Origin of the sequence: Nocardia nepalensis (genome assembly GCF_048910785.1) — a bacterium.
Lineage (GTDB): Bacteria > Actinomycetota > Actinomycetes > Mycobacteriales > Mycobacteriaceae > Nocardia > Nocardia nepalensis.
On sequence record NZ_JBKBET010000038.1, the window covers coordinates 157,654 to 175,928 of the forward strand.

General features: G+C 65.6%; 19 protein-coding genes. 5 read left to right on the forward strand and 14 right to left on the reverse strand.

Annotation, left to right across the window (positions count from 1 at the left end; genetic code table 11):
- Positions 1-280: 280 nt before the first annotated feature.
- From ACHQ4I_RS35225 to uraD, 4 genes are all read right to left on the reverse strand, one after another.
- A complete protein-coding gene (locus tag ACHQ4I_RS35225; RefSeq protein ID WP_420776221.1) occupies positions 281-1,642 on the reverse strand; it encodes an 8-oxoguanine deaminase in 1,362 nt (453 codons plus the stop codon).
- A gap of 4 nt (positions 1,643-1,646) precedes the next feature.
- On the reverse strand, positions 1,647-2,555 hold the full coding sequence (gene pucL, locus ACHQ4I_RS35230) for a factor-independent urate hydroxylase (RefSeq protein ID WP_420776616.1): 909 nt from the start codon (positions 2,553-2,555) through the stop codon (positions 1,647-1,649).
- A gap of 3 nt (positions 2,556-2,558) precedes the next feature.
- Positions 2,559-2,876 (reverse strand): hydroxyisourate hydrolase, encoded by a 318-nt coding sequence (gene uraH / locus ACHQ4I_RS35235; protein WP_420776222.1) that lies wholly within the window; start codon positions 2,874-2,876, stop codon positions 2,559-2,561.
- 171 nt (positions 2,877-3,047) lie between these two features.
- Positions 3,048-3,551: a 2-oxo-4-hydroxy-4-carboxy-5-ureidoimidazoline decarboxylase gene (uraD, locus tag ACHQ4I_RS35240; RefSeq protein WP_420776223.1), complete on the reverse strand. Its 504-nt coding sequence runs from the start codon at positions 3,549-3,551 to the stop codon at positions 3,048-3,050.
- Between the two features lie 141 nt (positions 3,552-3,692).
- Between uraD and ACHQ4I_RS35245 the strand changes: the two genes are divergently transcribed.
- Both ACHQ4I_RS35245 and ACHQ4I_RS35250 read left to right on the forward strand, forming a co-directional pair.
- Positions 3,693-4,280, forward strand: coding sequence for a nucleotidyltransferase family protein (locus tag ACHQ4I_RS35245; RefSeq protein ID WP_420776224.1), 588 nt, complete (start codon positions 3,693-3,695; stop codon positions 4,278-4,280).
- Positions 4,281-4,294: 14 nt separating this feature from the next.
- On the forward strand, positions 4,295-5,335 hold the full coding sequence (locus tag ACHQ4I_RS35250) for an XdhC family protein (protein WP_420776225.1): 1,041 nt from the start codon (positions 4,295-4,297) through the stop codon (positions 5,333-5,335).
- Positions 5,336-5,347: 12 nt separating this feature from the next.
- Here ACHQ4I_RS35250 and ACHQ4I_RS35255 read toward each other — a convergent pair whose 3' ends face one another.
- The 4 genes from ACHQ4I_RS35255 to ACHQ4I_RS35270 all read right to left on the reverse strand — a co-directional run bounded on the left by ACHQ4I_RS35255 (position 5,348) and on the right by ACHQ4I_RS35270 (position 9,157).
- Complete coding sequence (locus ACHQ4I_RS35255; protein ID WP_420776226.1) at positions 5,348-6,439, reverse strand: ABC transporter substrate-binding protein; 1,092 nt, start codon at positions 6,437-6,439, stop codon at positions 5,348-5,350.
- A gap of 77 nt (positions 6,440-6,516) precedes the next feature.
- Positions 6,517-7,254 (reverse strand): ABC transporter permease, encoded by a 738-nt coding sequence (locus ACHQ4I_RS35260; RefSeq protein WP_420776617.1) that lies wholly within the window; start codon positions 7,252-7,254, stop codon positions 6,517-6,519.
- A gap of 300 nt (positions 7,255-7,554) precedes the next feature.
- Positions 7,555-8,301, reverse strand: a complete 747-nt coding sequence (locus ACHQ4I_RS35265; protein ID WP_420776227.1) for an ABC transporter permease — start codon at positions 8,299-8,301, stop codon at positions 7,555-7,557.
- A 43-nt stretch (positions 8,302-8,344) separates the two neighbouring features.
- Complete coding sequence (locus ACHQ4I_RS35270; RefSeq protein WP_420776228.1) at positions 8,345-9,157, reverse strand: ABC transporter ATP-binding protein; 813 nt, start codon at positions 9,155-9,157, stop codon at positions 8,345-8,347.
- Positions 9,158-9,347: 190 nt separating this feature from the next.
- On the opposite strand from ACHQ4I_RS35270, the gene pnuC reads away from it, so the two are divergent.
- Complete coding sequence (gene pnuC, locus ACHQ4I_RS35275; protein ID WP_420776229.1) at positions 9,348-10,067, forward strand: nicotinamide riboside transporter PnuC; 720 nt, start codon at positions 9,348-9,350, stop codon at positions 10,065-10,067.
- 253 nt (positions 10,068-10,320) lie between these two features.
- On the opposite strand, the gene ACHQ4I_RS35280 is transcribed toward pnuC, so the two are convergent.
- Both ACHQ4I_RS35280 and ACHQ4I_RS35285 read right to left on the reverse strand, forming a co-directional pair.
- Complete coding sequence (locus tag ACHQ4I_RS35280; RefSeq protein WP_420776230.1) at positions 10,321-11,109, reverse strand: DeoR/GlpR family DNA-binding transcription regulator; 789 nt, start codon at positions 11,107-11,109, stop codon at positions 10,321-10,323.
- A 120-nt stretch (positions 11,110-11,229) separates the two neighbouring features.
- Positions 11,230-11,802: a TetR/AcrR family transcriptional regulator gene (locus ACHQ4I_RS35285; protein WP_420776231.1), complete on the reverse strand. Its 573-nt coding sequence runs from the start codon at positions 11,800-11,802 to the stop codon at positions 11,230-11,232.
- An 88-nt stretch (positions 11,803-11,890) separates the two neighbouring features.
- Between ACHQ4I_RS35285 and ACHQ4I_RS35290 the strand changes: the two genes are divergently transcribed.
- Positions 11,891-13,039, forward strand: a complete 1,149-nt coding sequence (locus ACHQ4I_RS35290; RefSeq protein ID WP_420776232.1) for an FAD-dependent monooxygenase — start codon at positions 11,891-11,893, stop codon at positions 13,037-13,039.
- A 121-nt stretch (positions 13,040-13,160) separates the two neighbouring features.
- Here ACHQ4I_RS35290 and ACHQ4I_RS35295 read toward each other — a convergent pair whose 3' ends face one another.
- The 4 genes from ACHQ4I_RS35295 to ACHQ4I_RS35310 form a co-directional block, all read right to left on the reverse strand.
- On the reverse strand, positions 13,161-13,814 hold the full coding sequence (locus ACHQ4I_RS35295; RefSeq protein WP_420776233.1) for a TetR/AcrR family transcriptional regulator: 654 nt from the start codon (positions 13,812-13,814) through the stop codon (positions 13,161-13,163).
- A gap of 193 nt (positions 13,815-14,007) precedes the next feature.
- Positions 14,008-14,913, reverse strand: coding sequence for a carbohydrate ABC transporter permease (locus ACHQ4I_RS35300; protein WP_420776234.1), 906 nt, complete (start codon positions 14,911-14,913; stop codon positions 14,008-14,010).
- A 31-nt stretch (positions 14,914-14,944) separates the two neighbouring features.
- The gene (locus tag ACHQ4I_RS35305; protein WP_420776235.1) at positions 14,945-15,892 is read right to left on the reverse strand and encodes a carbohydrate ABC transporter permease; all 948 of its coding nucleotides are present in this window, start codon (positions 15,890-15,892) and stop codon (positions 14,945-14,947) included.
- A gap of 2 nt (positions 15,893-15,894) precedes the next feature.
- The gene (locus ACHQ4I_RS35310; protein WP_420776236.1) at positions 15,895-17,145 is read right to left on the reverse strand and encodes an extracellular solute-binding protein; all 1,251 of its coding nucleotides are present in this window, start codon (positions 17,143-17,145) and stop codon (positions 15,895-15,897) included.
- 158 nt (positions 17,146-17,303) lie between these two features.
- Between ACHQ4I_RS35310 and ACHQ4I_RS35315 the strand changes: the two genes are divergently transcribed.
- Positions 17,304-18,218 carry an SIS domain-containing protein gene (locus tag ACHQ4I_RS35315; protein WP_420776237.1) on the forward strand — a complete coding sequence of 305 codons (915 nt, stop codon included), beginning with the start codon at positions 17,304-17,306 and terminating at the stop codon, positions 18,216-18,218.
- Positions 18,219-18,275: the final 57 nt, after the last annotated feature.

The window sequence follows — 18,275 nt, forward strand, 5'->3', positions numbered from 1 at the left end:
CGGTGTAATTGATCATCGAGATGCTCGATATGTCGGGATTCGTCTACCTACCTGCGAGCCGCTCGACTCGGAGCCGACACCGCAGCGCGCGTCTTTTCGTGCATTCACGCAGCTGACCATGCCCCTCTGTTCGCGGCCTGCTCGCATTGCGCCGCGAGGGGCCGGATCGGCGGCTGCGGCGCAATGCGATCCGGTGGACCGTGTCGAGCACGCGACAGCCTGAGGCTACGTCCGACGAGGACCAACTGGGGCCGCGGGTTCTGCGCCGGATACCCGCGGGCTATCCGGCCTTCGCGACGAGCGCCGCCTGTGCGCGAGCGACCTCGCCGCCGACCTTTTCCTCGTCGACCGTGCGCACCTCGCCATCGCGAACAACCGTGCGCCCGTTGACGATCAACGCGGCCAGCGGCGGCGCCGAGCCGAGGATCAATGCGGTCACCGGATCGTCGATGCCCGCGTGCGCCGGGGTATCGAGCCGCCACAGCGCGAGATCGGCGAGCTTACCCGGTTCGATCGAGCCGATTTCGGCGTCCCGGCCGAGCACCCGCGCACCGCCAAGAGTGGCCAGCTCCAATGCCGTTCGGGTACTGATGGCGCGCGGCCCGCCTTTGGCGCGGGCGTACAGCAGCGCGTTGCGCGGCTCCTCGATCATCGAACTGGATTCATTGCTCGCCGCACCGTCCACGCCCAGTCCGACCGGCACCCCGGCGGCGACCAGATCCGCGGTGCGCGCGATGCCCGCGCCGATCCGCGCGTTCGAGGTTGGGCAATGTGCCACTCCGGTACCGGTTTTCGCCATGGCGCCGATGGCTTCATCGTCGAGGTGGATGCCGTGCGCGTACCAGACATCCGAACCGAGCCAGCCCAACTGCTCCATGTACTGCGCCGGTGTACAGCCGAATTTCTGCGCGCAGAACTCCTGCTCGTCGATCGTCTCGGCCAGATGCGTATGCAGGCGAACGCCGAGATCGCGTGCCAGCACGGCGGATTCGCGCAACAGCTCCGTCGTCACCGAGAATGGTGAACACGGCGCGAGCGCGATCCGCAGCATCGAGTCGAACGATGGATCATGCCAGCGCGCAACGGCATCCGCGCTCGCGGTGAGGATCGCATCCAGGTTTTCCACCACATGATCGGGCGGCAGACCACCCGAGCTCTGCCCGAGATCCATCGAGCCGCGGGACGGCTGGAAGCGCAATCCGACCTCGGCGGCCGCGGTGATCTCCGCGCCGAGCAGGTCGCCGCCCGCGCGCGGGAAGACGTAGTGGTGGTCAGTGGTCGTGGTGCAACCGGTCCGCGCCAGGGCGGCGAGCGCTCCGGTCGCGGCGATGCGCACCGCGTCTTCATCGATGCCCGCCCAGATCGGATAGAGCGTGGTGAGCCATTCGAACAAGGTGTTATCGGCCGCCAGGCCCCGGGTGATCCACTGGTAGAGATGGTGGTGGGTGTTCACCAGGCCAGGGGTGAGCAGGCAGCCACGGCCGTCGATGCGGTGCACATCCGCGCCGAAGTCGGGCGCATCGCCCGCGCCGACCGCCGTGATCCGGTTGCCCTGTACCGCCACGTAGCCGCGGCGGTATTCGGTGCCGTTCGGGTCGACGGTTGCCACGGCGCATCCGTCGATGACCGTCGTTGTCGTCATGGCCCTACGCTAGCCATGCCGGCCCGGCTTGCGGGGCATCTTCCCGCTGCACGGTGGCATGGATGAGTCCGTAGGGCCGATCGTCGGCGTGGTAGACCTCGCCGTGGTTCTCGATACCGAATCGGCCCAGGTCGTAGTCGAAGTGGTGCTTATTCGGCGCGGCCAGCCGGATTTCGGCGAGTACCGGAAAGGCCTCGAGCGCGGCCTTGCCCATCTCGAACAGCGTCTGCTGTAGGGCCTTCGAATGCAGTGTCGCGAATACCTCGACCATTCGCTGCCGGACCCCCGTGTACACCGCGTCCCAGTCCACGCCGGTCGTGGTGGCGAAGCGCCACTGCGCGACGAGGGAGGTCGCCAGCATCCGGTCGCGGGTCGGGGCGAGCACGGTGAATTCGTCGGTGAGGAAGTCTGCGAACTCCGATCCGGTCGACTTGAGGATCACCAGATCCTTGACCCCGCCGATCACCCAGGCCTGCTGCTGGTCGCCCGTGCCGGCCACGGTGACCGTCGCGGTCCGCACCTCGGGTCCTTGCCGCACCCAGGTGTAGTCGTGCTCGCTGCCGTCGACGGTAACCCGCTGCCAGGCATATTCTTCGACCTCGATGCGGGCGCTGTGCACCGGATCGATCTCGTCGACGAAATGCGCGGCCAGCGCGAGTGCGTAGTCTTCGATCGGTTGCAGCCCAGGCTTTTTCGCGTACGCGTAGGCGGTCTGCTTCTGGGTGTCGGTGGGCAGCACCTTCGACTGATCACCGGCGACATAGGCGTCGGCGAAATCGCCGCGCAGCACGGTGGATACGTTCACATCGCGGATCTCATGGCGTGCGACGTCCCGGTAGATCCGGACGATGCGGTTCTCCGCCTTGCCGTATCGGTTGTCCGACAGCACGATCGGCCCGGTCAGCTCCATGATGGCTCAGCTCCCTCGATAGGTGGAAAAGGCGAAGGGCGACAACAACAACGGGACGTGATAGTGCCGCTCCTCGCCGACGACGAACGTGACGCAGACCTCGGGGTAGAACGAATCGATCCGGCGCTCGGCGAAGTAGGCGCCGGTATCGAATACCAGCCGATACGTACCGTGCGGCAATGCGTCACCGAGCGAGGCGATCCGGCCATCGGCGTCGGTGGTCCCCGAACCGAGTGCCTCGGCGTCCCGATACAGCACCACCGCGATACCGGCCGCGGGCGCGCCCGCGACGGCATCGAGCACATGCGTGCTCAGCGTGCTCATGGCTCCACCTGGTTAGCGCCCGGTTCCACCACGACCACGCTCATCGCCGTGCCCATTGTTCGCTCGCTGCGCTCCCTCATGGCTCCACCTCGCCAGCGCCCGGTTCCGCCACGACCACGCTCGTGGCTGCGCCTAAGATTCGCTCGCTGCGCTCCCTCATGGTTCGCTCGCTCACGCTGAATCCCCGAGCAGCCGCGCCAGCCGAATCCGATTGATCTTCGCCAATTCCCTTCGCATAACCCGCCTTTCGGTCTCCGGATCATTGCCGAGCCGGGCGGTGAGCAAATCGAGCAACTCCTGCCCGGACTTACCGGTCGCGCACACCAGGTAGATATGGCCGAACTTCTCCTCATAGGCCAGATTGCCCGCGGCCAGCCCGGTCCGCACCGCATCCTCGGCCCCGGCGACTCCGGCCTGTTCGCGCGCCGACGCCGCGGTATCGGGGCGAGCCCCGATGCGCGGATGCCCGTCGAGCGCCCGATCGATCTCATCGTCCGACAACCCCGCCAGCACCGCATCGGCCGCGTCGAGTACCGCGTCCACAGCGGCATACGGCCGCCCGGCGACCAGCGACCGCGCCCAGTCCGGCGACGAGCAACACGAGAGCAAGACCGCGACGGCCGCCGCCTCGGGCAGCGCGTTGAATCCGGCGAGGCCCACCCACTCGGCTGTCATCGAACCAGCATCGAATACGGCCGCCCCGGTCGCCAGTCGAACGAGACAGATCACCTCCGGCGTGTCGCCGGAGCCCGACCGTCGACGTCACAGCACCTTTCCGTAACCCATCGGCTACGCGGCCGGACTACCGTCTCGATCATGGCTGCATCACCCGACCCGGTCTGCGCGGGCATCGTCCTGGCCGCGGGCGCCGGAACGCGCTACGGGATGCCCAAGGCGCTGGCCGAGGGCGGCGCCTGGCTGCGGTCGGCCGTGGCGGCGCTGCGCGACGGCGGCTGCGATCCGGTGATCGTGGTGCTCGGCGCGACCGGACCGTCACCGACGGCCGTCGATCTACCCGATGGCACCGGTTATGTGTGGGCGGCGGATTGGGCGACCGGGCTCGGCGCCTCGCTGCGGGCGGGTCTGCGGGCCGTAGCGAGCACCCCCGCCGACTACGTCGCGATCATGCCGGTGGATACCCCCGATGTCGGCGCGGATGTCGTCGCCCGCGTCACCGCCGCCGCCTTCGCCGCACCGACCGGCCTGGCGCGCGCTGTGTTCCACGCCACACCAGGCCACCCCGTTGTCATATCCAACAAGCATTGGACCTCGGTGTTTCAAGCTGCCGTCAAAGATTCCGGCGCACGCACCTATTTGTCCGGTAATAACGATATGGTGTGCGTCACGTGCGACGATTTGGCGACAGGCGACGATCGTGACTTCCCGGCCGCGCCGCACGCGTGAGCGGAGCTGAACAGATGCGCGACATCGTCGACGACCTATTGCGGGTATGGCATTCCGGTAGAACCGGAGGACTGGCCACCATCGTGCGCACCGTGGGTTCCGGACCGCTGCCGGTCGGCACATCCATCCTGGTCGATGCCAATGGCGCGGTCTACGGCTCGGTGCTCGGCGGCACCGTCGAGGCGACCGTGATCGAGGCGGCCACCGAGGCAGCGCGCACCGGTAGACGCGGCTTGCACCGTTTCGGCGTTCCGCCCGGCGAGCCCGGACTGGACTCCGGCGGGATGGTCGATGTTTTCGTGGAACCGTTCTCGCGCCGCGACTTTCCCGAATTCCCCTCCATCGCAGCGGAAATCGCCGCGCACCGCCGGGTCACCGTATTCACCGTGGTGTGGAATCAGGATCCGGATCTGATCGGACAGCACCTGGTCACCCCCAAACGCCACGCGACCGAACTCGTCGCGCTACCCGAATCCGATGTATTCGTCGCCTCGTTCCCGCCGCCGCCGCGACTGATCATCTTCGGTGCCAATGCCTTCGCCGCCGCACTCACCGTGCAGGCCAAATTGCTCGGCTACCGGGTCACCATTTGCGACTCCCGCGATACCTTCGCGACTCCCGACGCATTTCCGGGCGCCGAGGTGGTCGTGGACTGGCCGCACCGGTACCTGAACACCCTCGCGGCTGCGGGCGACATCGATAACACCACCGCGATTGTCGTACTCGGGCACGATCCGAAATTCGAGATCCCGCTGCTCACCGTGGCATTGCGACTACCCGAGCTGGGTTATCTCGCCGCGAACGGATCCTGGTCCGCACACACCCGGCGCATCGAAGACCTGAAGGCAGGCGGCTTCGACGACGCGACACTCGCCCGCCTGCACTCCCCCGCCGGTCTCGATATCGGGGCGCGCACCGCCGCCGAGGTCGCCGTGTCGATCGCCGCCGAGCTGCTTGCTGCCCGGTCCCGGGAGACCAGGCAGCAAGTCGCCGAAAGCGCCCAAGCCGAACCTGAATTCGGCGAATATCCCGCCAAAGCCTCGATGGTGCTTTAGCTTTCGCCAGCGCTACTTCAGGCCGGGATTCTCCGCGTACACCTCGCGTAGCACCGACAGGTCGAACAGTTGGTTGGCCTTGATATCGATCTTGGCGCTGCGCAGCGCGGCGATATTCTGCTCGATCAGCTGATCGGTCATGGTCAGCAGACCGTTGGCCATCGAATCCATCGATACGACAAGGCCGTTCTGCGCGGTCGCCTCCTTGGTCTGCTCGGACAGGTCGAGCTTCTGATCCTTGCCGTATACCTCGACCGCGAGCCGGGCCGATTCGGCCGGATTCGCGACCGCGTCCTTCCAGCCCTTGATCTCGGCGATCAGGAACGCCTTCAGCTTGTCGCGCTCCTTATCGATGGTGGACTGCTTGACCGTCAGGGTTTCGGCCACCAGCGGCAGGTTGTAGTCGGCGAAGAGGAAGTTCGTATTCTCGAATCCCTTGGCGGTCAACGTGATCGGCTCATTGGTGACATAGCTGACCCAACCGTCTACCTCGCCGTTGGCCAGCGGTGTCGGATCGTATTGCGCGGGCACGATGGTGACATCGCTCGGCTTCATGCCGTTGGCGTTCAGCAGTGCGTTGAAGATCAACTGATTGGTGTCCTGCACGCCGATCTTGCGGCCCTTCATATCCTGCGGGGTCTTGATCGGCTTGGCGGCGGAGCTGACGATGCAGAAGGGGTTCTTCTGATAGGTGGTGGCGACGATCTTGGCGGGCAGACCCTCCAGGATCGCGGGCGCGGTGGTCTGCGGCGCCGAGGTGCCGAGCCAGACCTTGCCGGTGTCCAGGCCCGCCTCGACCGATGTGCTCGCCGCGCCACCGGCGATCAGGTTCACCGAGCCGAACCCGGCCTCCTTGTAGTAGCCCTTGGAATCGGCGAAGTACTCGCCCGCGAATTCGATGTTCTTCAGCCAGGACAGTTGGATCGCGACGGAACCGTACTTGGATCCGTCCGCCACCGACCCGCCCGACGAGTCTTTCGAACCGTCGCCGCACGCGGCCAACAGGCTCGCACCGCCTAATGCGGCGCCGGCCAGCGCGGAGTAACGAAGCAGGGATCGCCGGTTCAGGTTCGGCCCGAACGAAGAGCGTTGTACGGGGTTCATGGGCCGAATCTAAGGGGATTCCGTTTCGATTTCTTTACTTTGGCGTTCCGAGCATTGATTTGCGAAAAACTAACCGGTCAGCGGCGGCCCGCCTCGGGGCCGAAGCGGGCGAGCACCAGATTCTCGATGACGCCGACGATCGCGTAGAGCAGCACCGAGACGATGGTCACGATCACGATCGAGGCCCAGAGTTTGTTGTATTGGAACGTCGGGATGGCGCGAATCAGGCTGGCCCCCAGCCCGGTTCCGCTGCCGAGCCACTCCCCGAGCAATGCGCCGATCAGCGCGCCGGGCACCGAGATGCGCGCCGCCGCGAAGACCGAGGGCAATGCGGCCGGGACCGCGACCATGCGCAGTCCGGTCCAGCGGGAGCCGCCGTACGCGGCCACTAAATCCATGGCCTGACGTGGCGCGTTGCGCAGTCCGGCCATGATCATCACCAGCGCCGGGAAGAACACCACGATCGCCGCGAGCACCGTCACGCCGGCAAGTCCGCGCCCGAAGACCAGCACGATGATCGGGGTCAGCGCGACCAGGGGCACCGACCGCAACAGCATGGCGACCGGCATGAATGTGTGCTCGACCACCGAGAACGAGACGAACAACGCGGCGACCACGAGCGCCGCCAGCATGCCGACGCCGAATCCGATCGCGGCGTCGCGCAGGGTGATCTGCAGATCGTCGAAGATCGCCTGCCGCGCCGCGTGCGCGCCCGAGGAGTTGAACAGGTACTTCCAGACATCGCTCGGCGTCTTGCCCACCCGCGGCCCGACCTGGGGGAAGGCCTTCAGGAAGACGTACCAGATCACCAGCATCAGCAGTAGCGCCGTGACCAGGGGGAACAGGAAGCGCCCTATCCGAGCCAGCACGTCGAGCGTCCCGGCGGCGGCGCTGCGTTGGGGCCGCGTGCCCTCCGCGACGGGCGGCGGTGCGGCGGCAGACATGTTGTCCATCGGCACAAGTTCGTCAGTCATCGCAATCCTCCGAACGGGCTCCGCGGGTCTCGCCCGATGCGCACGGTGTCGCGTATCCCCTGGCTCGGCGCGTGCCAACTTGCTCGACGCGCGCAAATTCATCGAGCGATAGCCTGCGCGGCGCGCCAACCTGTGCGCGACTCATCTCGCCTCCTGCGCGGTCCACGGGGCGACGAGTCGAGCGGCCAGCGCGACGATCGCGTACCCGAGCCCCGCCAGCGCGGCGGCGGCGAGCGCCATACCCCAGGTGCGCGGCACGTTGTAGGCGGTCTGCGCGGCGGTCAGCGCCACGCCGATGCCACTGTCCACACCGCCGAGGTACTCACCGATGATCGCGCCCAGCACGGCCGAGGGTGCGGCAATCTTCAACGCCGCGAACGTATTCGGCAGTGCCGCTATCGCCTGCACCCGGTAGAGCTGCTGCCACCGACCGCCGCCGTAGGCGCGTATCAGGTCCAGGCTGGTTACATCTGCCGAGCGCAGTCCGGTGACCGTGCCGACCATGGTGGTGAAGAAGCAGTACATCGCGGCCAGGAAGACCGTCGGGGTGCGCCCGCCGAAGACGACCAGGATGATCGGCCCGAGCGCGAGCAATGGGATGCAGTAGCTGAGGATCGCCAGCTGAGTCGCGAGCGGTTCTATCCACGGGATCAACACGATGAGAATCGCCAGACCGATGGCCAGCGCATTGCCCCAGACGAAACCCTTCAGCGCGCCGAGCGCGGTGATGCGGAAATTGGGGCCGTAGAGATCCCAGCCGTCGGTGTACATGGTGTGCAGCACGGTCCACGGACTCGGGATCGTGCCGCCCGCGACCTCCATCGCCGCAAGCAGCCACCAGATCGCGATCAACGCGACGACACCGATTAATCCGCCGATTCGTTTCATGCCGCACCCCCTCGACGGCGTCGGCGGCACACACTGCACTCACTCATGCGACACCGCCCTTCCCGGACTTCCCGAAGAGCAACTCCGACAGGTAGTCGTGCAACCTGTGGAATTCCGGAGTGCGCATCATCTCCGGTGTGCGCGGTCGCGGCAGGTCGATCTTCACCAGCTCGAGCACCCGGCCCGGCCGCGGGCTCATCACCGCGACGACATCGGAGAGGAAGACCGCCTCCGCGATGCCGTGCGTGACCATGAGCGTGGTCGCGGGTTTCTCGGTCCAGATCCGCAGCAGTTCCAGGTTCAGTCGCTGCCTGGTCATATCGTCGAGGGCGCCGAACGGCTCGTCGAGCAGCAGCACGGTCGGCTTCACGACCAAGGCCCTGGCGATCGAAACACGTTGGCGCATACCGCCGGAGAGCTGCGCCGGTTTGGCTTTTTCGAAACCCTCCAGCCCGACCAGCCGCACCAGATCCGCGATCAGCCCCGGATCCGGCGTGATGCCCGCGACCTGCAGCGGCAGCTTGATATTGGATTCCACCGACCGCCACGGCAGCAGCGCCGAATCCTGGAAGGCGATGCCGAGCTCATGGCGGCTGCGCAGTTGGGCGGGGGTTTCACCGTCGATGAGCGTCTTGCCGGCGGTCGGCGTCTCCAATCCCGCCAGGATGCGCAGCACCGTCGATTTACCGCAGCCCGACGGGCCGAGCAGGGACAGGAACGCACCCTGTTCGGTATGCAGTTCCACCGCGTCCAGCGCCTGCACCGTCTTCCGGCCGACCCGGAATGTCTTCGTCAAACCGCTGATGTGGATGCCCGTCCCCCCGATGGGCTCCTCGGTACCGCTCGCCGCGCTCATGACGAGAACACTAGGAGCAGGTCGTTGCACGGATATTGCGAATCGCCACCCCAAATTGCGCAATCGTTACGTACGCCACTGCTGGACAGGTGATCACGTGGCACTGGTGGCGGAGGCTTCTCGCGTTTTGCCGCCATGGATTCCACGTGATCGGCCGACCAACAGCGGGTGGTGATGTTGGTGGGGTGGGATGAGATGGCGGGGGGGTTGGGTTATAGCGGGGGTGGATCCTTTCCTTGCGTTGCTTGATGCCAAGTTGCATGTAGCGGGCTCTGAGGTTCTTTGGCGCGAGGTTGTCGGTAATGGGTTCGGGCTGGCGTCGGCGGTGGGCGGGATGCGGCGGCGGGTGTGGGCTTGGCCGGTCGGGGTCGCGGGTAATGCGCTGTTGTTCACCGTTTTCGTTGGCGGGGTTTTCAATACTCCGCAGCATCTGAATATGGCGGGACAGGCCGGTCGTCAGCTGATGTTCATCGCGGTCAGCGGGTATGGCTGGTGGAGCTGGTATCGCAATGCTCGCGGCGAAACCGGACTCGAACACCGTGGTGTCGTGCCGCGCTGGGCCAGCGGACGCGAACGGCTGCTGCTGGTTGCCGCGATGCTGGTCGGCACGGCGGCGTTCGCCCGGCTGTTCGCCCTGATCGGCTCGTACGGGCCGTGGGCGGAGGCCTGGATCTTCACCGGATCGGTCCTGGCGACCTATGGCATGGCACGCGGGCTCGCCGAATTCTGGCTGATCTGGATCGCCGTCGACCTTGTCGGCGTGCCGCTGCTGCTGAAGGCGGGCTACTACCCGTCCGCGACCCTCTATCTGATCTACGCGGGCTTCGTGGCCTGGGGGTTCGCCGTGTGGGTGCGCACGCTCCGCAGGACCGCGGCACCGGCTGCGGATCTGGTCCCGGCTCGAAACTAATCGACTGTTGGCCAGCGCTGGGTACTCGCGCTGACATCACTGGCGGCGTTGATGATCACGCTCGACGCGTTGGTCGTCACCACCGCATTGCCCGCGATACGGCTCGATCTGCATGCGTCGATCGCGCAGTTGGAATGGACCCGATGATCGACCTGGTGTCGGAATCGCTGAGCCGAACGAACGCGCGATGATCGATCGGTACATGGCCACCTTCGGAAGCCCTCCGAGATCCCTGCGGGGGATCCGCACCTGTTCAGACCACGTCGACTCGAACCCCAGCCGCCCGAATCGTCGCCACCGCGGCCGGATCGGCGTCCGTATCGGTGACCAGCACGTCGACCTGTTCGATGCCGCAGATGCGGGCCAGCGCCGAACGTTCGAGCTTGTCGGCGGTCGCTACGACCATTACTTGGCCGGAGCGACGCACCATCTCCGTCGTCACTCCGGCTTCGTCGATGTGGCGACATTGGGCTCCGCCCTCGGCGGAGATCGCGTTCACGCCGAGAATCAGTGTGTCCAAGCGCAATTCGGCCAATGCGCGCTCGGCCAGCGGGCCGTGCAGTTCGTAGGACTCGCGGCGCGCGACACCGCCGAGCACGATGGTGCGCATATGCGGGCGCAGGACCATTTCACCGGCGATATTGAGTGCGTTGGTGACGATGGTCAGCTGGTCCCCGGTCGCGGTCGCCAGATCGGTGCGTCCGGCCAGTGCGCGCGCTACCGCGGTGGTCGTGGTGCCGCCGTTCATTCCGACCACCGCGCTCGGTTCGATAAATCCCGCAGCGTGTTCCGCGATCCGCTGCTTGGCCTCACCGCCCTGCCGGTAGCGGGCGGGCAGGTCGTAGGCGATCGAAGTCGCGACCACGCCGCCGTGGGTTCTGGTGGCCAACTGCTGTTCGGCGAGTGCGGTGAAGTCGCGGCGCACCGTCGCCGGGGATACGCCGAGGCGTTCGGCGGCCTCTTCGACCGAGAGCCGCCCGGAGTCGGCGAGCAGTTCCAGCAGTCGGTTCCAACGCTGCGGCCGGTCCGTCGGTCCGGTCATCTCACGCCACCCCGTCCATGCGGGCGACCTGCTGTTTTTCCATACACGCGAACAATATGACCACAGGCACGTGCCGACGGTAGAGATTCCGTCGCCGGATTGCCAAGCTGGACAGCTTGATCACCTCGCCCGCAGCCCGTCGAGCACGATCTCGACCACCCGATGGACCGCCTCCGCATACGACTCACCGACCCGGGTATAGATCTGCAAGGTCATCAGCCCAGCCACCTCACCCGGCTCGACATCGGCGCGCATAGCACCGTCCTGCTGCGCCTGCCTGGTCATCCGCGAGACCAACTCGACAATCCGCCCCCGTACCTCGTGCAATCGCGGATCGGCCTGAATCTCGGCATGCAGATTCGGCTCGATCGCCGACGCCAACGCCCCGACCCGGCGCTGCGCGCACTCGTGCAGAAACCGCGAAAGCGCAGGCCACGCCCTACCCTCCTGCTCAAATGCCGTGGCCGCCAACTGAGCCAGATCGGCGAGGTAGGACTGGGCGGTCTCGGCGATCAACGCATCCCGATCCGGGAAGTGCCGGTACAGCGTGCCGACACCGACGCCAGCCCGATCCGCGATCTGCTTCATCGGCACGTCGACGCCCTGCTCACGGAACGTCACCAGCGTCGCCGCGATGATCTGGTCCCGATTGTTCCTGGCATCCGCCCTCTTCAGCGCGGTCGTGGCCCTCACCTCCCGAATAAGTGGACGAAATCCTTCCGCTTACTGTACCGTCCTTCTAAGCGGACGAATTTCGTCCACTTAGCCGAGAGGTGTTGTGATGAACAAGACGGTGCTGATCTCCGGCGCGGGCGTCGGCGGATCGACGTTGGCGTATTGGCTGGCCGACCGCGGCTTCCGAGTCACCGTGGTCGAGCGGGCAACGGGCCAGCGCTCGAGCGGAAATCCGGTCGACGTGAAGGGGCCCGCCATCGATGTGGTCGAGCGGATGGGCATACGGCCACGCCTCGAGGCCGCGAGCTCGGCTGTGTCCCATATGAGTTTCGTCAATGACACCGGGCGTACCGTCGCCCGAGTCGACCTGAAGGCCTTCCAGGGATCGGCGGGCGACCGCGAAGTCGAAGTCCCCCGAGCCGATCTCGCCTCGATCCTGCTCGACGCCAGCCGCGGCACTGCCGAATTCCTTTGGGGCGACACGATTACCGGGCTGGCCCAGCACGCCGACGGCGTGGAAGTCACCTTCGAGCAGGCCCGGTCCCGACGCTTCGACTTCGTAATCGGAGCGGACGGCCTACATTCCGTAGTGCGCCGCCTGATCTTCGGCGCTGAATCCGAATTCGTCCGGCATATGGGCATCTACATCGCCACCATCCGCCTCGATGAACCATTCGGCAGCGACCGCGAAGTCCTCATCTACAACACACCGGGCCGGGCACTGTCCGTGCATCCGACGAACGGCCGGGCGCTGGCGGCATTCATGTTCCGACACAAGGGCGTACCCGGTTTCGACCACCGGGATACCGAACTGCACAAGCGGCTCGTCATCGAGGCCTTCACCGATCAGGGCTGGCGCGTCCCCGAATTGCTGGCGCGAGTGCGCGATACCGATGACCTCTTCTTCGACTCCGTCAGCAAGGGCGAGCTGCCGCGGTGGTCGGATGGACGCGTCGCCCTGCTCGGTGACGCCGCATCCTGCGTGTCACTGTTCGGCGACGGCTCCACCCTCGCGATCGCCGGTGCGTACACGTTGGCGGAGGAACTGGCGGCCACACCCGAGGACCACGAGGCCGCGTTCCAGCGCTATGAGACCCGGCACCGGGTGCTGGTCGATCCCAAACTCAACGGCGTGGCCACTGCGGCTTCGATGCTCATTCCGGCGACGAGAGCCGGAATCGTACTGCGCAATAACGCGACTCGCATCCTTCCCGCTGTCACGGCCATCCGCAATCTGGCCCGGCACGCCGCTTGAAATTCAGCGCCTCCGCCATCCCGGCCAGACGTGCGGAGCGGATCGGCCTGAGCGCCCATTCCTTATTCCGCGGGATCCCACAGAATCAGCGTAGGAACGGGCGCTCAGGCCGATCCCGCCGTCAGTTCAACGCGAGCCCGGAATTCACGAAATACGCTATCTCCTCGCATATTTCATCGAGCGACACCTCGGCGTCGGGATGGGTGGTCCGCACCAACTCCTGGGCGAGCGAATTCACCGCACCGATCACCGCGAGGGCGAACAGATCGAACCGCCGTGGTTTGGTCTCGCCTCGCTCTACGGCGCGTTCGGCCTCGCTGATCAGCAGCGATGACAGCAGGCGGCGCTGCTGACTGCGCCAATCCTCTACCGCCGGACTGACTCCGACCACTTCTACGTAACACACCCGCGCCGAGCGCTGGTCGGCACAGGCCACCTCGAGATAGGCGCGGAAACCGTCGACGACCCGCGTGGAAAGCGGTTGTCCCGCAGTCTTTGCCATACTTTCCAGCGCCCGCTCGACCGCATGCGAGGTAATGCGATTTACCAGCGCGATCAACAATGCCTCGCGGCTGCCCATATCTTCGTAGAAACTGCGCGTGGAGACATTCGCGACGGTACACAGCCGCTCGATCGAGGTGGCCGCATAGCCCTGGGTGCCGAATAATTCCAGCGCGGCATCGATAAGTCGCGCCTGCCGCTGGGCTACCCGCTGCTCTTTGGACAGCCCGCCGTAACTGCGGCCCTCCCTGGGTTCGTCATCCTGCCGTGCCACGGATTCGATGCTACCGGTCGGAAGCGACCGAATCGGCCCGCAGACCTCCGCACGACCGCTACTTCTGGATGCCGGTGGCCAGTCCGACCAGGGCTTATACCTTGGGCGGCAATAGATCTGAGAGCACGCTGACCGAACCGCGGTTCGGTCAGCGTGCTGACCCGGCTGCTGCCCGCTGGCACCGCGCGGGCGATTACTTGACGCTGCCCGCGGTAAGCCCCGCGACCAGGCGCTTCTCGATGAACGCGAACAGGATGACCACCGGAACGATGCCCACCGTCGAAATGGCGAAGACGTACTGCCACGCCGTGTCGTACTGCCCGACGAACTTGGTCAGCGCCACCGACAGCGGCTGATTCTCCGGGGTGGTCAGCACCACGAGGCTCGCCGCGAACTCGTTCCAGCAGTTCACCACAACGAAGATCGTCGCGGTGACAATGCCCGGCCACACCAGCGGCAGGCTCACCCGGACCAGAATCTGCCAGCGACTCAGACCGTCGAGCTGCGCGGCCTCCTCGATCTCCACCGGAATGGCGGCGAAGAAGCTGTGCAGGATCCATACCGCGAACGAGAGGTTGAACGCCGCGTTCACCAGGATCATCGCCAGCCAGGTGTCATTGATGCCGAGCGTGAAGAACTCCCGGATCAGACCGGTCACCAGCACCGTCGGCTGCAACATCTGGGTGACCAACACCAGCGCGAGGAATACCGCGCGGCCCGGAAACTTGTGCCGCGCTGTGTAATACGCGGCCGGGATGGCCACGAAGAGCACCAGCAGCGTGGCACACACCGAGATGATGATCGTGCTCACCAGGTTGTACGGCAGCGGCGTCTCGGGGGTGTCCCACATGGTGGCGTAGTTGTCCGGATGCCACTCCTGCGGCAGATATGTCGGTGGGATGCGCAGGATTTCGGCCCGGCTCTTCAACGATCCGAACACCATCACCACGAACGGGGTCAAGAACACGACCGCGAGGACCACGCCCACCGCGGTGAGTTCCCAGCGCCGCCGCCGTGATCGACCGGTCGGCGCCTCGACAACCGTTGTGTCCGGCGGGATTTCCACACCTTCGATGCGAATGTCGGCCTGCGTAGTCATGTGCGCACCTCACCTGCGTAGGTCGTGCTCATCAATCCACCTGCTGGGTCGGCTTGATGACCTTCACGTAGATCGCGATGATGACCACGATCAACGCGAAGTTGAGCACGCTCATGGCGGCCGCGGTATCGAGCTGCTGGTTCTGCCGAATCAGCTTGAATGTCAATGTCGTCGTCGTATCCGCACCGAAACCCGCGATGCTGCCGGTGATCACCTGCAGGATGGGCAGCGAGTTGAACACATTGATGATGTTGATGATCGTCGCCACCGCGATCGCCGGACGCAGTTGCGGCAGTGTGAGATAGCGATAGCGCTGCCACGCGCTGGCGCCGTCGACCCGACCGGCCTCATCGATCTCGGCCGGAATCGATTGCAGCCCAGCCAGAATCGTGTAGGTGGTGAACGGGATGGAGACGAATACCGCGACGCCGATCGCCACCAGGAATGCGGGGGTCGGCTGTTTGGTGAAGCCGTAGCCGCGATCCAACAGTCCGATATCGACCAGGAACCGGTTGGCGATGCCGACATCGGGATCGAGCAGGTAATAGAAGATGGTCGTGGTCATGACGACCGAGGCCGCCCACGGCACCAGGATCGCCATGCGCACCGCGGTGCGTCCCGGGAAATCCTTGTTCAGGAACTGCGCAAGCCCCGCCGAGAGCACCAGGGTGATCAGCACGACGCTGACCACCCAGACCACGGTGTGCACCAATACCGAACCCAATTCGCTGATATCGAACAGGTTTCGGTAATTGGCCAGCCCGGCGGGACCGCGGTCCTGGCCGTAGGCGCTCAGGTCCCGGGTGCTGGTCCAGACCATATATCCGACCGGGAACGCGACAATGGCCGCGACCAGCACCAGGGCAGGCCCGATCCACGGGACCGCCCGCAGCGTCGAATTCTTGCCCAGCAGTACCCGGGTCGCTCCATCCGATTTGCGGCCCGCCCGGGGACCTGCGTGGGCCTGCCCCTCGCCCACCGCTATTTCGCTGCTTCCTGAATCCGCTGCAACACCTGGCCCGGGTCGGCACCCTGCGCGATGGTGCCCATCTGCTGATGCATGGCACCCTGCGCCGCAGCCCATTTCGGGTTGTTGCTCGGATAGAACTTGGCCACCGGCAGGGTCGCCGCGAAGGCCTTGGTCACCGGGTCGTCGGCGAGCACGGTGGTGGCACTGGTCGTGATCGGGATGAAGTGCTCGTTCTTGACGAAGTTCGAGTACACATTCGCCGAATAGAAGAAGTCGAGGAACTTCTTGATCGTCTCGGCCTTCTTGCCGTCCTTCTTGAATGCCATCAGGTGATCGGCCACGCCGAGGGTGACGGGCGCGCCGTCCTTGGTCGGCGAGGGCGCGGTGGCGTACTTCAGACCGGGATTCTTCTCGGCGATCTGGGCGATGGTGGGCGGCAGGCCCTCGATCATCCCGATCTTGCCCTGAATGAAGGAATTGATGACGTCCTTGCGATTGGTCGCACCCGGATTCGGCTGGGTGACACCGGCATCGATGACCTCGCGCATGGCCTTGACCCCCTCGAGATTCTGCGGGGTGTCCACGGTGATCTTGTCGCCCTCGGACCAGTTGCCGCCCGCGCCGAAGGTCCACAGTGACGTCTCGGCCTGCGATTCCTCACTGCCGAGCGGCAGGCCGTAGCCGGAGACGCCACCGCCGAGCGCCTGGATCTTCTTGGCGGCGTCGGCCAGTTCGGCCCAGGTCTTCGGCGGCGTGCTCACCCCGGCCTTCGCGAAGAGGTCGGTGTTGTAGAACAGCGTGCGCGTGGAGGCGAACAGCGGCATGGCGTACTGCGTGCCGTTCAGCGACGCGTTCTTGGCGAAGCCGGGCTGCACGTCCGACAGCACATTCGGCGAGACCACCTCGGATGCGGAATAGAGCATGCCGTCGCCGGCGAAGCTGGCGTAGGCGTCGATATTCAGCAGGTCCGGGGTGGTGGAGGTGGACTGCAGTTTCGTCTTGACCACATCGTTGATCGAATCCCACGACTCCAGTTGCAGCTTCACGTGATAGTCCGGGTTCTGCTTCTGGAAGTCGTCGATGATGCGGTCCCACAGGGCCTTCGTGCCGTTGGCACCGTCGCTGTAGCTGGGGGCCAGGAAGTTGATCGTCTTATCGGAGTCGGCCGAGTCTTTGGAGCCGAAGCCACAGGACGAGACGGCGAGCGCGAGGCCGGTAGCCATCGCGATCCCCGCGAGTACGCCGTGGAGGGGTCTTTTCACGAGCAGAACCTTTCAAATTTTCACTCCGGGCGCTACTGGACCGCCGATGATGGAGCGAACGAATCGACTGTCCAACAGGCTAGACCCAATAGTGATCATATGTGACTGATTCGATCGTAAATTTGACATGAACGATCACATCGGGTGATTCTGTTGTTGTGCCGATCTCCGCTCACCCCACCCCAGTGACTCATCTGGCCACCGAAGTCGCCACCCAGCCGAACGACTGGGTCCGCGCCGAGACCATCGCCGCCGAACACCGCGCCCTACTGCCCCAACCGGGCGAGCGCGTCGCCGTCATCGGTTGCGGCACTTCGCTGTTCATGTCCCGCGCCATCGCGTCACTGCGTGAGGGTTCGGGTCATGGCCCGACCGACGCCTGGCCCGCCAGCGAGGTCCGCGGCGGTCGTGATTACGACCGCTACCTCGTCATCTGCCGCTCCGGCACCACCACCGAGGTGGTCAACGCCATGCGGGAGATACCGACACACATTCCGCGCGCCGTCATATGCAGCAGTCCGGGCACCCCCGTGCTCGATCTCGGCGATCCGATCCTGATCGAGGAGGTCGACGAGCTTTCGGTGGTGCAGACCCGCTTCGCCACCACCACGCTGGCCATCCTGCGCTGGCACCTGGGCGAGGACCTGGGTTCCGCCATCGAGCAGGCGCGGGCCGTGCTGGCCGAAGACCCGACGACGTCACTGGCCGCTGTGCGCCACGCCGAGCAGATCAGCTTCGTCGGAATGGGTTTCGCGGCCGCGATCGCCGAGGAGGCGGGGCTCAAACTGCGTGAATCCTGCCAGTCCTGGACCGAGTCCTACCTACAGACCGAATACCGACACGGCCCGATCAGCATCTCCGCCCCCGGCCGCGCGGTCTGGGCCTTCGGGCCGCTGGTTCCCAATTTCGCGGCCGATGTGGCCGTCACCGGCGCCCATTTCGAACATCGCGATATCGATCCGATGGCCGATCTGGTCCGCGTCCACCAGCTCTGCGTGCTGCGTGCGACCGACCGAGGCCTCGACCCCGACCATCCCCGCAACCTCAACCGGTCCGTCGTCCTGGATCAGTGATCGGACCGGCTCCAATGCCCCGCGCGACCGACTCGCCCACGGCTGCGGACCCGATAT

Excerpts from the sequence above, each read along its gene's own strand:
- ACHQ4I_RS35255 (WP_420776226.1), bottom strand. The coding sequence starts at position 6,439 with ATGAACCCCGTACAACGCTCTTCGTTCGGGCCGAACCTGAACCGGCGA.
- ACHQ4I_RS35265 (WP_420776227.1), bottom strand. The coding sequence starts at position 8,301 with ATGAAACGAATCGGCGGATTAATCGGTGTCGTCGCGTTGATCGCGATC.
- ACHQ4I_RS35260 (WP_420776617.1), bottom strand. The coding sequence starts at position 7,254 with ATGCTGGTGATCTGGTACGTCTTCCTGAAGGCCTTCCCCCAGGTCGGG.
- ACHQ4I_RS35280 (WP_420776230.1), bottom strand. The coding sequence starts at position 11,109 with ATGACCGGACCGACGGACCGGCCGCAGCGTTGGAACCGACTGCTGGAA.
- ACHQ4I_RS35225 (WP_420776221.1), bottom strand. The coding sequence starts at position 1,642 with ATGACGACAACGACGGTCATCGACGGATGCGCCGTGGCAACCGTCGAC.
- ACHQ4I_RS35300 (WP_420776234.1), bottom strand. The coding sequence starts at position 14,913 with ATGACTACGCAGGCCGACATTCGCATCGAAGGTGTGGAAATCCCGCCG.
- pnuC (WP_420776229.1), top strand. The coding sequence starts at position 9,348 with ATGAGATGGCGGGGGGGTTGGGTTATAGCGGGGGTGGATCCTTTCCTT.
- ACHQ4I_RS35270 (WP_420776228.1), bottom strand. The coding sequence starts at position 9,157 with ATGAGCGCGGCGAGCGGTACCGAGGAGCCCATCGGGGGGACGGGCATC.
- uraH (WP_420776222.1), bottom strand. The coding sequence starts at position 2,876 with ATGAGCACGCTGAGCACGCATGTGCTCGATGCCGTCGCGGGCGCGCCC.
- ACHQ4I_RS35250 (WP_420776225.1), top strand. The coding sequence starts at position 4,295 with ATGCGCGACATCGTCGACGACCTATTGCGGGTATGGCATTCCGGTAGA.
- ACHQ4I_RS35290 (WP_420776232.1), top strand. The coding sequence starts at position 11,891 with ATGAACAAGACGGTGCTGATCTCCGGCGCGGGCGTCGGCGGATCGACG.
- ACHQ4I_RS35245 (WP_420776224.1), top strand. The coding sequence starts at position 3,693 with ATGGCTGCATCACCCGACCCGGTCTGCGCGGGCATCGTCCTGGCCGCG.
- uraD (WP_420776223.1), bottom strand. The coding sequence starts at position 3,551 with ATGACAGCCGAGTGGGTGGGCCTCGCCGGATTCAACGCGCTGCCCGAG.